Origin of the sequence: Cellulosimicrobium composti (assembly GCF_009711085.1) — a bacterium.
Taxonomy (GTDB): Bacteria; Actinomycetota; Actinomycetes; order Actinomycetales; family Cellulomonadaceae; genus Cellulosimicrobium; species Cellulosimicrobium composti.
The window spans coordinates 76,398-89,354 of the sequence record NZ_WMKA01000014.1 but is presented as its reverse complement, the minus strand read 5'-3'; the positions used below and the strand labels follow the sequence as shown (position 1 = coordinate 89,354).

10 protein-coding genes and 1 pseudogene are annotated in these 12,957 nt (G+C 75.4%); 3 read left to right on the top strand and 8 right to left on the bottom strand.

Going from position 1 to position 12,957, the window contains the following annotated elements:
• The 3 genes and pseudogenes from narY to narI all read left to right on the top strand — a co-directional run.
• Positions 1-266, top strand: a pseudogene (narY, locus tag GJV82_RS19405) (nitrate reductase subunit beta); the annotation flags it as partial.
• Positions 263-985 (top strand): nitrate reductase molybdenum cofactor assembly chaperone, encoded by a 723-nt coding sequence (gene narJ, locus GJV82_RS08465; protein ID WP_155098908.1) that lies wholly within the window; start codon positions 263-265, stop codon positions 983-985. The pseudogene narY and the gene narJ, both read left to right, overlap by 4 nt.
• Positions 982-1,716: a respiratory nitrate reductase subunit gamma gene (gene narI, locus GJV82_RS08460; protein WP_155098907.1), complete on the top strand. Its 735-nt coding sequence runs from the start codon at positions 982-984 to the stop codon at positions 1,714-1,716. Before narJ ends, narI begins: the two co-directional genes overlap by 4 nt.
• Positions 1,717-1,791: 75 nt before the next feature.
• Here the strand turns inward: narI and GJV82_RS08455 are convergent, their stop codons facing one another.
• The 8 genes from GJV82_RS08455 to GJV82_RS08420 form a co-directional block, all read right to left on the bottom strand.
• On the bottom strand, positions 1,792-2,124 hold the full coding sequence (locus GJV82_RS08455) for a DUF2249 domain-containing protein (protein WP_024841173.1): 333 nt from the start codon (positions 2,122-2,124) through the stop codon (positions 1,792-1,794).
• A gap of 88 nt (positions 2,125-2,212) precedes the next feature.
• A complete protein-coding gene (locus GJV82_RS08450) occupies positions 2,213-5,038 on the bottom strand; it encodes a multicopper oxidase domain-containing protein (protein ID WP_318657432.1) in 2,826 nt (941 codons plus the stop codon).
• Between the two features lie 2 nt (positions 5,039-5,040).
• Positions 5,041-6,270, bottom strand: coding sequence for a hypothetical protein (locus GJV82_RS08445; RefSeq protein WP_318657431.1), 1,230 nt, complete (start codon positions 6,268-6,270; stop codon positions 5,041-5,043).
• A 166-nt stretch (positions 6,271-6,436) separates the two neighbouring features.
• Entirely contained in the window at positions 6,437-7,507 is a 1,071-nt protein-coding gene (locus GJV82_RS08440) for a TIGR03842 family LLM class F420-dependent oxidoreductase (RefSeq protein ID WP_318657430.1), read from the bottom strand.
• A gap of 9 nt (positions 7,508-7,516) precedes the next feature.
• A complete protein-coding gene (gene hydA / locus GJV82_RS08435) occupies positions 7,517-8,953 on the bottom strand; it encodes a dihydropyrimidinase (protein WP_155098906.1) in 1,437 nt (478 codons plus the stop codon).
• Between the two features lie 40 nt (positions 8,954-8,993).
• Positions 8,994-9,830, bottom strand: coding sequence for a nitrilase-related carbon-nitrogen hydrolase (locus GJV82_RS08430; protein ID WP_024841168.1), 837 nt, complete (start codon positions 9,828-9,830; stop codon positions 8,994-8,996).
• A gap of 58 nt (positions 9,831-9,888) precedes the next feature.
• The gene (locus GJV82_RS08425; RefSeq protein ID WP_155098905.1) at positions 9,889-11,292 is read right to left on the bottom strand and encodes an aspartate aminotransferase family protein; all 1,404 of its coding nucleotides are present in this window, start codon (positions 11,290-11,292) and stop codon (positions 9,889-9,891) included.
• Positions 11,293-11,317: 25 nt separating this feature from the next.
• Positions 11,318-12,862, bottom strand: a complete 1,545-nt coding sequence (locus GJV82_RS08420) for a CoA-acylating methylmalonate-semialdehyde dehydrogenase (RefSeq protein WP_404812946.1) — start codon at positions 12,860-12,862, stop codon at positions 11,318-11,320.
• Positions 12,863-12,957: the final 95 nt, after the last annotated feature.

The following is a 12,957-nucleotide window of genomic DNA, read 5'->3' as shown; positions in this document are numbered from 1 at the left end:
CCGCCCACACCGAGATCGCCCGCGAGCTCGACGAGCTCTCCTGCTCCCTCGACTACGACGGCGGACCGGGGATGGGGGGCGCGGGGCCGACGACCGGCGAGTCCTTCCACGCGGTCGGCGCGGAGGAGCGCGCCGCGAGCCCGTACACGCCGTCCACGTCGGGCCGGGTCAACCTCCTGAACTGGGACGGCAACGGCGCGCCGGGCGGGCTCTTCCCGCCGCCGCGACGCGCGGACGGCCCCGAGCCGTCGGGCGGTGCCGCATGAGCCGCGCGACCCGGTCGCGGGAGCGCGCGTCGGCCGACGCGGCGGGACCTGGTGCGGAGTCGTCCGGTCCGCTGCCCGACGCCGAGCGCCGCGCCGCGCACACCGTCATCTCGCTCCTGCTCGACTACCCCACCGCGCAGACCGTCGCCCACCGCGCGGACGTCGAGGACGTCGTCGCGGGGCTGTCCCCCGGCGTGCGTCGGCCGTTGCGCGCGTTCCTCGACGCGACGGCGCCGCTGTCGCTCGGCGAGCTCCAGGCCGCGTACGTCACGACGTTCGACCTCAAGCGGCGGTGCTCGCTCTACCTGTCGTACTACGCGGCCGGGGACACCCGGAAGCGCGGCGCCGCGCTCGTGACGTTCGTCGAGGCGTTCCGCGCCGCGGGCTGGGAGACGGACGGCTCGGAGCTGCCCGACCACCTGCCGACGGTGCTCGAGCTCTCCGCGCGCACGGACGGCGAGATCGCCGGCGTCGTGCTCGACGCGCACCGCGACGGCATCGAGGTGCTGCGCGCCGCGCTCGAGACCCTGCGCAGCCCGTGGGCGCACGTCGTCGCGGCGCTCGTCGCGACGCTGCCCGCGATGCAGTCCGCGACCGCGGCACGCTTCCGCGACCTGGTCGCCGCGGGACCGCCCACCGAGCTCGTCGGCCTGAGCGACCTGTCCCACCTCACGCCGTTCGCCACGATCCCGAGCCTGACCGAGGAGACCCGACGATGAGCCCGCTCGACGTCCTGCTGTGGGTGGCCGTCCCGTACGCGGTGGCGGCGGTGTTCGTCGTCGGCCACGTGTGGCGGTACCGCCACGACCAGTTCGGCTGGACCACGCGCTCGTCGCAGCTCTACGAGAACCGCTGGCTGCGCCTCGGCTCGCCGCTCTTCCACGTCGGCATCCTCATGGTGATCGGCGGGCACGTGGTGGGCATCCTCGTGCCGCGCCCGTGGCTCGAGGCGGTCGGCGTCGACGAGCACGCCTACCACCTCGTCGCGACCGTCGCGGGGACGTTCGCGGCGGTCCTCACCGTCGCGGGGCTCGTGATCCTCGTGCTGCGGCGCCGCCTCTCGGGCGCGGTGTTCCGCGTGACGACCCGCACGGACAAGCTCCTGTACGTCGTGCTCGGCGCGGCGATCGGGTTCGGCACGCTCGCGACGGTGCAGCACCAGGTCCTCGGCGCCGGGTACGACTACCGCGGGTCGATCTCGCCGTGGGTCCGCTCGCTGCTCACGTTCCAGCCGGACCCGTCGCTGATGGCGGACGTCCCGCTCGCGTTCCGGGTCCACGTCCTGTGCGGCATGGCGCTGTTCGCGCTGTGGCCGTTCACGCGCCTCGTGCACGTGTTCTCCGCGCCGCTCGGCTACCTCACGCGCCCGTACGTCGTCTACCGGCGCCGGGCCACGACGGCGCCGGGACGCGCCCCGCGCCGCGGCTGGGAGCCCCCGACGGCACCCTGACACGGCGCGACGACGCCCGGCGGCCTTCCCCGTGCCGCCGGGCGTCGTCGTGCGCGGACCGCCGTCGACCAGGGCTCAGCCCTGGGTGGGCACCGGCCGGCGCGTGAGGCGGATGCTCACCTCGCTCGCCTCGCGCGAGAGGTACTCGCGGTCGAACGCCCCGGGCTCGCGGCCCTCGAGCTGCGCGAGCAGCGGGAGCGGGTCGTGCGGCGCGACGAGCACGAGCCCGTCCCCGGGCGCGAGCGCCTCGAGCGCGCCGAAGACGACGCCGTGGCGCACGGCGTGCGGGATCGTGCGGACGTCGAGCACGATCTCGGCGTCGTCGTGCGCGCACGCGCACGTGTGCGCGTCCTCGTGCGCGGCCCCGTGCTGCGGGGGCTCGGTGATCTCGATCGGTTCTGCGGCCATGCTGGTCCTCCTGGTCGTGGCGCGAGCGCCGGGTGGGGTGCTGGGTCTGCGGGCCGGGGGCGCGGACGACCGCGCCGGCGGGCGCCGGTCAGGGCGTCACGGCGAACGCGCCCGCGGCGCCACGCTCGGCGTCGGACATGGCGTGCGTGACGAACGGGTAGGTCCCGGCCTCGGGGAAGGCGAGCTCGACGAACCCGCCCTGGGCGGGCAGCAGGCCGAGCACCTGGCTGCCGCCCGACGTCCCGGCGGGGAGCGCGTACGCGCCCTCGTGGAACACCGTGTCGAACTGCCCGCCGACGACGTGGAACGCGCTCGGGCGGTTCGGCCCGGCGTCGAGCACCCACACGCGCACGCGCTCGCCGACGCGGGCCGCGAGCGGGTCGTACCGGTACTGGTTCGCGTAGCCGTTGAACGCGAGGAGGTCGGGCTCCGCGGCGGCGACCTTCGCGTCGTCCGCGGACGCGCCCGGGGCGCCGAGGTAGAGCTCGGACTGCACGACGACGTACTCCCGGTCGACGGGCGCGAGGTCCGGCGGGTCGACGATCACCGCACCGAGCATGCCGTTCGCGATGTGCAGCGACATGGGCATGGTCGAGCAGTGGTACATCCAGATCCCGGCCCGCGTGGCCGTGAAGCGGTAGGTCAGCGACTCGCCCGGCGCGATGGTGCGCATCGGCTCGTCGGGCGCGAGCGCTCCGGCGTGGAAGTCCACGGAGTGCCCGATCGTCCCGTCGTTGACGAGCGTGATCTCGAAGACGTCGCCGACCTTCCCGCGCAGCACCGGCCCGGGCGCGGTCCCGTCGAACGTCCAGACCGTCTGCTCGACGCCCGGCGCGACCTCCTGCACCGCCTCGGTCACCGTGAGCGTGCGCCGGTGCACCACCGGGTCGCCGGCCGGGTCGGTCTCCGCGGGCGCGAGCGCCGCGTCGCGCGCGACGAACCCGTCGCCCGGCCCGCCCATCAGGTCGGCGTCGGACGCGCCGAGCGACCGCTCGCCCGTCGTCCCGTGGCCCGCGTGCGCGCCCGCGGAGGGCGCGCCGGCCGCGGACGTCCCCCCGTCACCGCCGTCACCGCCGTCACCGCCGTCACCGCCGTCACCGACGTCACCGACGTCACCGACGTCGACCGTGAGCGTCATGCCCATGAGCCGGTGGCCGGCCACGGAGCACCAGCCGTCGAGGTCGCCGACCACGACGCCCACGTCGAGCGTCACGGTCTCGCCCGGCGCGACGCGACCCGTCGTCGAGCCGTCGGCGAGCACGAGGTCGTGCACGTCGTCGTCGGTGTTCGTCAGCTCGACGACGAGCCGGTCGCCCGCGGGCACGGGGATCACGTCCGGGACGAACCGCATGTCGGCCGCCTCGACCTCGACGGTCGTGGTGCGGCCGGTCGCGACGACGGTCGTGCCGCCCGCGGCCGTGCTGGTCGCCGCGCCGGACGTCCCGCCCGACCCGACCCCGGCGGCGACCGGGTCCGCGGCCACGCCGCCCACGACGGCGAGCGCGAGCGTCGCCACGGCCGCGGTCACCGCCCCGGCACGCGGCCGTCGTGCCTGCGCGTCCCGACGCGCCGCGACCGCGCGCGCCGCGTCGTCGCGGGCCGTGCCCGACGGCGGCGCGGCCTCGGTCCCCACCGCCGCAGGGGTCTCGCGGCGCGCGACGACGACGGCCCGGCCCGTGAGGACGAGGAACGCCAGGAACGTGCCGAACACGACGAGCGAGAGCGCGACCCGCACCCACGACGGCAGCGGCAGCAGGCAGAGCGCGAGTCCGCCGTTCGCCACGACCACGCGGTACAGCCCGCCCGCGCCGACGACCGCCTCGGTGCGCCGCCGGCGCGCCGGGCCCCCGCCGAGCACCACGGGCACGAGGTAGGTGAGCGCCCCGAGCAGCACCTGGGCCGCGAACCCGACGACGAAGGGCGCGAGCAGCCCGCCGACCGCGTCCTGCGCCGCGGCCCACGACGGCGCGGCCGCGACCCGGACGCCGAACGCCGCGACGCTCCCCGCGAACCACGCGACCGACGCCGCGAGGCTCCAGGCCGCGAACCCCCACGCCCCGCGCTGGGCCGCGCGGCCCTGCGCCACGAGGTGCCGCACGACCGTGCCCGTGCCGACCAGCACGACCGCCGCCCCCACGGCGACGAGCGGCAGCCACCCGGTCGCGCACGCCGCGAGGACGACGAGGATCCCCGCCAGGAGGACGGGCAGCGCGCGCCGGGCCGCGGCGTCGGCGCCGGGCTCGATACGTGTGCGCAGCACGGTGGGCCACAGCAGCACGAGCGTCCCGAGGACCGTGAGCCCGACCCACCCGAGCACGTTGAGGGTCACGTGCGCGACGTAGCCGCGGCCGTACGCCGCGGTCCCGGCGCCGCCGCGGGCCATGAGGACGCCGAACGTCACGCCCACGGGCAGGCACACCGCCGCGGCCACGTAGTAGCGCACGAGGCCCCCGAACCGCGACGGGAGCGCACCGCGGGCCTGCAGCGCGAGGACGGCCGCGTGCGTGAGCGCGCCTGCGGCGACGAGGACGCCGCCCGCGACGACGAGCGCCCACGCCTCGGTGAGCAGCCCCGCGAGGACGAGCAGCGCGCCGACGGTGTGCGCCGCGAGCCGCGCGACGTGCAGCGGACGGCCCCCGGGCGCCTGCCGACGCAGCATCGTGTCCGCGAAGTGCTGGCTCCACACGAGGATCGCGGTGCTCACCGCGCCGAGCATGAGCACGTGGACCATGAGCCATACGGCCTCGGGCACGAACCGGTGCACGACGACGAGCACCGCCTCGGCGACGAACCAGGCGAGGACGAGCGCGTGCAGCCACAGGTTCCGGCCGGTGCTGCCGACCTTCTGGGTGCCCGGGAGCGGTCCGGCGGGGCGGGCCGACAGGAGCGGCGGGCGCTGGGGCGAGGCGGGCACGGTCACCGTCCGGGAGCGATCGGCAGCACGGCGGGAACGCCGTGGTCGGAAGGGGCCGCGGACCGGTCCCCCGAGGCGGCGGGGTCGAGGCGCCCGTCCGCGCGCGAGCGCCGGGCCGCGCGCTCCCCGCCCAGCGCGGACCACAGCGCGACCCCGACGAAACCGAGCACCGCGACGACGTTGCCCGCTCCGCCGACGCGGACGGCCGCCACGGCGGCGGGCCCCGCCCCCGCGAGGTCCCCCGCGACCCGCACCGCGAGCGTCGCGTGGAGGAGCACGAGCGGCGCCCACATCGCGGCGCGGTACGGGAGCGGGCGGCGCAGCACGGCCGGGAGGATCAGGGGCGCGTGCGCCATGATCATCGACAGCCCGAAGCCGAGGAACACGGCGTGCACGACGGCGTCGTACGTCGTGCCGGAGCGCAGCGTCGTTTCTGGGCCGAGTCCGGCCGGTCCGGCGCCGGCGGCGACGAGCAGCCAGGCCGCTCCCGCGACGGCGAGCCACGCGTAGCCCGCGAGCATCGCCGCGGCCGCGAACCGCGGCAGCCCCGAGGCGCGGACGGTCCGCCGTGCGACGTCGCGCCGCGCCAGCACGACGGCCGACGCCGCGAGCGCCGCCCCGGCGAGCGCGTACCCGGACGCAGGGGCGAGCAGCGCGAGGCATGCGGCGCCGACGAAGACCAGCGCCCCGGCGAGGACGCCGCGCTCGGTCCGGTCGTCGATCTCCAGCCGCGCGAGCTCGACGCGCTCGCCGAGCACGGTCCACGCGACGAACCCGACGAGCCACGGCAGGAGGTCCGGCACGGCGACGCCCGCGGCCCACAGCGCCGCTCCCCCGACCGCGAGCACGGCGCCCGCGGCCTGGACCGCGGCCGCGGTCGCGGGCTGGCGCCGCCAGAGCGCCGCGTAGATCGCGACCAGCCCGAGCGTTCCGGCGACGAGCAGCCCCTGGCCGAGCGCGCGCGGCGCGGGCGAGAGCAGGGCGAGGGCGCCGAGCCCGAGCGCGGCGGGTGCGAGGTAGGCGGCCGGGTGTCGTGCGGCGACCGTGCGCTCGAGCGTGACGAGCGTGCCGACGAACCCGAGCACCATGAGCAGGCCGTGCGCGTCCTGGACGCGCTCGGCGGGGACCGGGGACGGCAGCCCGAGCAGGGCGAGCCCGGTCGCGAGCCCGGTGAGCAGCGCGACGCCGGCGGGCAGGACGAGCAGCGCGCGGAACGGGGTCCGGCTCGTCACGCCCCGAGGGTTTTCCACGGTCCCGACCGTAGGAATGCCCGCGCCCCGCCGGACAGGGCCGAAGGTCCCGCACGGGCGCGGCGTCACGTGGGCTCGGTCACGTGGGCCCTCCGCGCCCGGGGCCGCGTCGGACCCGCCCGGACGCAGCGGGGCCGGCCCCCGTCCGTCACTCGCGCGTGCGCACGGCTCCGCGTACCGCCGGGCCGATCGTCTCGCCGTACGCGCGCAGCGTCTCGTCCTTCGCGTCGTGCTGCAGGTAGAGGGCGAACTGGTCGACCCCGAGCGCGGCGAGCTCGCGCAGGCGCTCGACGTGCCGCTCGGGCGGGCCGACGACGCAGAACCGGTCGACGATCTCGTCGGTGACGAACGCGGTGTGCGTGTTCCCCGCGCGCCCGTGCTCGTTGTAGTCGTAGCCGTCGCGGCCGGCGACGAAGTCGGTGAGCGCGTGCGGGATGGTCACGCCCGCGCTCTCCTCGGCGCCGCCGGGACCGTAGCGCGCGACGATCTCCGCGACGTGGTTGCCGACCATCCCGCCGAACCAGCGGCACTGGTCGTAGGCGTGCGCGAGCGCCCGGCGACCGGACTCCCCGTTCGACGGCGCGGTGCTCGTCACGTACGCGGGCGCGGCGACGCAGACGCGCACCGCGTCCGGGTCGCGGCCCGCGCGCTCGGCCGCGGACCGGACAGCGGCGATCGACCACGCGACGACGTCGGGGTCGGCGAGCTGGAGGATGAAGCCGTCGCCCACCTCGCCCGTGAGGGCGAGCGCCTTGGGCCCGTACGCCGCGACCCACACGGGCAGCCGCGAGTCGGGGTTCCACGGGAGGCGCAGGGTCGAGCCCCGGTACTCGACCGCCTGCCCGGACGCGAGGCCGCGGATCACGCCGATCGCCTCGCGGAGCTGGGCGAGCGTGACGGGGCGGCCGTTGATGACGCGGACCGCGGAGTCGCCGCGCCCGATGCCGCAGATCGTCCGGTTGCCGAACATCTCGTTGAGCGTCGCGAAGAGCGACGCCGTGACCGTGACGTCGCGCGTCGCGGGGTTGGTCACCATGGGCCCGACCGTGACGCGGTGCGTCGCGGCGAGGATCTGGGAGTAGACGACGAACGGCTCCTCCCAGAGCAGGTGCGAGTCGAACGTCCACACGTGCGAGAAGCCGTACGTCTCCGCCTGGCGCGCGAGGTCGACGACCCGCCACGCGGGCGGGTCGTTCTGCAGCACCACCCCGAGGTCCACGTGCCCTCCTCACCGCAGGTACGCCGACAGCCCGCGGCGCAGGAAGCGCCCGTGCCCGGGGCTGCCGTGGTACGTGCCGTCCTCGACGACGACGCGTCCGCGCGACATGACGACGTCGACGTGCCCGTCGACCTCGAACCCCTCCCACGCGGAGTGGTCCATGTTCATGTGGTGCGTCGCCTCGTACCCGATCGACGTGCGGCCGGCCGGGTCGTACACGACGACGTCGGCGTCGGCGCCCGGGGCGAGCACGCCCTTGCGGCCGTCGAGGCCGAACATGCGCGCCGGCGTCGTGCAGCACAGCTCGACCCATCGCTCGCGCGTGATGCGCCCGTCGACGACGCCCTGGTAGAGCAGGTTCAGCCGGTGCTCGACCCCGCCGATGCCGTTGGGGATCTTCGAGAAGTCGCCGCGGCCGAGCTCCTTCTGCTCCTTCATGCAGAACGGGCAGTGGTCGGTGCTCACGACCGACAGGTCGCCCGTGCGCAGGTACCGCCACAGCTCGTCCTGGTGGCCCTCGGCGCGCGAGCGCAGCGGCGTCGAGCACACCCACTTGGCGCCCTCGAAGTCGCCCCACTCGTCGCTGCGCGCGCCGAGCTGCTCCTCGAGCGAGAGGTACAGGTACTGCGGGCACGTCTCGCCGAACACGTTCCAGCCCTCGTCGCGCGCCTCGGCGAGCGTCGCGACGGCCTGCTTCGCGGACATGTGGACCACGTACAGCGGCGCGCCGGTGAGGCGCGCGAGCATGATAGCGCGGTGCGTCGCCTCCTCCTCGGTCTCCCACGGCCGCGTGGTGCCGTGGAAGTACGGCGCGGTGTCCCCGCGGTCGAGGGCCTCGCGCACGAGCACGTCGATCGCGATGCCGTTCTCCGCGTGCATCATGATCACCGACCCGTTGTCGCGTGCCTTCTGCATCGCGCGCAGGATCTGCCCGTCGTCGCTGTAGAACACGCCCGGGTACGCCATGAAGAGCTTGAAGCTCGTGATCCCCTCCGCCACGAGCTCGTCCATGGCCTTGAGCGAGTCGTCGTCGACGCCCCCGAGGATCTGGTGGAACCCGTAGTCGATCGCGCACCTGCCGTCCGCCTTCGCGTGCCACGCGGCGAGCCCGTCCTGGACGCGCTCGCCGGTGCGCTGGACGGCGAAGTCGACGATCGTCGTCGTGCCGCCCCAGGCCGCGGCGCGCGTCCCCGTCTCGAACGTGTCCGACGCGTTCGTCCCGCCGAACGGCAGCTCCATGTGCGTGTGGCAGTCGACCGCGCCCGGGATCACGTACTTGCCCGTCGCGTCGACGACGCGCTCGGCGGTCGCGGCGAGGTCGGCGCCGAGGCTCGTGTCCCCCGGCCGCAGCAGCGCGGCGACCTGCTCGCCGTCCACGAGCACGTCGGCGGGCGCCGAGCCCGTCGGCCCGACGACGGTCCCGCCCCGGATCAGCGTGTGCGCCATCGCGTGGTCTCCCTTCGAGGTCCGGTGCCGCGCGGTCCGCTCACGGCCGGGTGAGGTCGTCGTACGCGTCGGGGCGCCGGTCCCGGTAGAACTGCCACCGGTCGCGCACCACGCGCAGCAGGTCCATGTCGAGGTCGCGCACGATCAGCTCCTCCTCGTGGTCGTCGCCGGTGTCGCCGACGAACGCGCCCTCGGGGTCGACGAAGTACGACGTGCCGTAGAAGTCGTCGTCGCCCAGGTCCTCGACACCCACGCGGTTGATCGCGCCGACGTAGTACTCGTTGGCCACCGCCGCCGCCGGCTGCTCGAGCCTCCACAGGTAGTTGGAGAGCCCGCGGCTCGTCGCGCTCGGGTTGAGCACGATCTCCGCGCCGTTCAGCCCGAGCGCGCGCCACCCCTCGGGGAAGTGCCGGTCGTAGCAGATGTAGACGCCCACGCGCCCGACGGCGGTGTCGAACACCGGGTAGCCCAAGTTGCCGGGGCGGAAGTAGAACTTCTCCCAGAACCCACGCACGTGCGGGATGTGCGTCTTGCGGTACTTGCCGAGGTAGCGCCCGTCGGCGTCGATGACCGCCGCCGTGTTGTAGAGCACGCCGGGCTGCTCCTCCTCGTAGACGGGCAGCACGACGACGGTCCCCAGCTCGGCCGCGAGCGCCGAGAACCGCTCGACCGTGGGCCCGGGGACGGACTCGGCGTAGGCGTAGTAGGCCGCGTCCTGCACCTGGCAGAAGTACGGCCCGTAGAACAGCTCCTGGAAGCACACGAGCCGCGCGCCCTGGTCGGCGGCGTCGCGCAGGTGCTTCTCGTGGACGTCGATCATCGACTCCTTGTCACCCGTCCAGCGGACCTGGGTGAGCGCGGCACGCACGGTGGTCATGAGCCCTCCTCGGACGTGGGTGCGGGTCGGTCCCGCTCGGTGCGGCGTCGCCGGGCCGTCACGTGGCCACCCCGGCGTACCCGTCGGCGACGTCGAGCGCCGCGTCGATCGCGGCGAGCCCGTGCTCCAGGTCCTCGGCGGACGTGACGAGCGGCGGGGCGACGTGCAGGCGGTTGAAGTGCACGAACGGCCACACGCCCCGCTCCTTGACGGCCGCGACGACGGCGCCCATGGGCGCGGCGGCGGCCCCGCTCGCGTTGAACGGGACGAGCGGCTCGCGCGTCGCGCGGTCGCGCACGAGCTCGACCGCCCAGAAGAACCCGAGGCCGCGCACCTCACCGACGCTGGGGTGCCGGTCCGCGATCTCGCGCAGCCGGGGCCCGACGACGTCGGCGCCGAGGGTCCGCACCCGGTCGAGGATGCGCTCGTCCTCGAACGTGCGGACCGACTCGACCCCGACCGCGCACGCGAGCGGGTGGCCGGAGTACGTGAGCCCGCCGGGGAAGACCCGGTCGTCGAACGTGCGCGCGACGTGCTCGCCGACGACGACGCCGCCGAGCGGCACGTAGCCGGAGTTCACGCCCTTGGCGAAGGTCACGAGGTCGGGCACGACGCCCCACCGGTTCACGGCGAACCACTCGCCGACCCGGCCGAAGCCGACCATGACCTCGTCGGTGACGAGCAGGATGCCGTGCTCGTCGCACAGCGCGCGCACGCCCGCGAGGTAACCGTCGGGCGGGACCAGCACGCCGTTCGTCCCGACGATGGTCTCGAGCAGGATCGCGGCGATCGTCCCGGGGCCCTCGAGCTGCACGACCTCCCGCAGGTGGGCGAGGGCGCGCTCGCCCTCCTCCGCGTCGTCGCGCGCCCCGAACGCGGAGCGGTACGTGTACGGGCCGAGGAAGTGGCGCACGTGCGGGTCGGGCGAGACCTCGTTGGGCCAGCGGCGCGGGTCGCCCGTGAGGGAGATCGCCGTCGTGGTGTTGCCGTGGTACGAGCGGTACGCCGAGAGGACCTTGGCCCGGCCGGTGTGCAGGCGCGCGAGCCGCACCGCGTTCTCGACGGCGTCCGCGCCGCCGTTGGTGAAGAACACGCGCCAGCGGCGGTCGCCGTCCGCGCCGGCCGCGGCCGCACCGGGCGCGCGCTCCGCGATCAGCCGGGCGAGCTCGCCGCGCACGTCGTTGGCGAACGTCGGGCCGACGGTCGCGAGCCGCCCGGCCTGGGCCTGGAGCGCCGCGACGAGGCGGGGGTGCTGGTGGCCGAGGTTGAGGTTGACGAGCTGGGACGCGAAGTCGAGGTAGCGGTTGCCGTCCTCGTCCCAGAACCACGCGCCCTCGCCGCCCGCGACGGGCAGCGGGTCGATCGCGTCCTGCGCGGACCACGAGTGGAAGACGTACCGGTCGTCGGCGCGCGTGCGCGACCGCTCGGCGGCCCGTCCCCTCGCCTCCTGGTCCGTGGTCATCGGCGTCCTCCGCTCCGCGCTGCCGTCACCGCGTCCGCGGGAAGCCGAGGTCGACGCCCGCCGTGGACGGGTCGGGCCAGCGCGTCGTGACGACCTTCGTGCGCGTGTAGAACTGCACGCTCTCGGGCCCGTAGACGTGCAGGTCGCCGAACAGCGAGCTCTTCAAGCCGCCGAACGAGTAGTAGCCGACGGGCACGGGGATGGGGACGTTGACGCCGATCATCCCGGCCCGGGCGTCGACCTCGAACGCGCGCGCCGCGCCGCCGTCGCGCGTGAAGATCGCGGCGCCGTTGCCGTACGGGTTGTCGTTGACGAGCCCGAGGGCCTCGTCGTACGTCTGCGCGCGCACGACGGACAGCACGGGCCCGAAGATCTCCTCGCGGTACACCGTGTGCTCCGGGCGCACGTGGTCGACGAGCGTGGGGCGCAGGAAGAAGCCCTGCCCCAGGTCGGGTGCGCCGTCGGGGACCTCGCGGCCGTCGACGACGAGCGTCGCGCCCTCCTCGGCGGCGGTGCCCACGCGCGCCGCGACGCGGTCGCGGTGCTCGGCCGTGATGAGCGGCCCCATCTGCGACGCGGGGTCGGAGCCCGGCCCGACGACGAGGCGCGCGACGCGCTCGCGGATCGCCTCGACGAGGGGGTCGGCCACGGCGCCCACCGCGACGAGCACGGACACGGCCATGCAGCGCTCGCCGGCCGACCCGTACGCCGCGGAGACCGCCGCGTCCGCCGCGACGTCCACGTCGGCGTCGGGCAGGACGACCATGTGGTTCTTCGCGCCGCCGAGCGCCTGCACGCGCTTGCCGTGGCGCGTCGCCGTCTCGTACACGTGGCGCGCGACGGGCGTCGAGCCGACGAAGCTCACCGCCTCGACGTCGGGGTGCTCGAGCAGGCGCTCGACCGCGACGCGGTCGCCCTGCACGACGTTGACGACGCCGTCCGGGACGCCCGCCTCCTGGAGCAGGCGCGCGACGACGAGCGACGCCGACGGGTCGCGCTCGCTCGGCTTGAGCACGAACGTGTTCCCGCACGCGATCGCGTTGGGGATCATCCACAGCGGCACCATGGCCGGGAAGTTGAACGGCGTGATGCCCGCGACCACGCCGAGCGGCTGCTTGACCTCGTGCACGTCCACGCCCGACGACGCCTGCTCGGTGTACCCGCCCTTGAGGAGCTGGCCGATCCCGCACGCGAACTCGACGCACTCGAGCGCGCGGGCCACCTCGCCGGCGGCGTCCGACAGCACCTTGCCGTGCTCGGCGCTCACGGCCGCGGCGATCTCGTCCCTGTGCTCGACGAGGAGCTGGTGGAACGCGAAGAGGATCTCGACGCGACGCGACACGCTCGTCGCGCGCCACGCGGGGAACGCGTCGCGCGCCGCCGCGACCGCGGCGTCGACGTCCGCCGCGGAGGCGAGCGCCACCTGTCCCGTGACCGCGCCGGTCGACGGGTCGTGCACGGGACCGTACCGCTCGGCGCGGTCGCGCACGCCGCCCGCGACCCAGTGCCCGATGCGCTCGCTGCCCGTCGCGGTCGGGGCGCCGTCCGCGCCCGCCGCGTGCCGGTCGATGTCCGCGGTCGTCTCCACGTCCTCGCCTCCTCGCGCGCCGAGGTGGTGGCGCGCCGTCGCAGCCGATCCCTCAGTCTGGCACGGAAGACCCGATC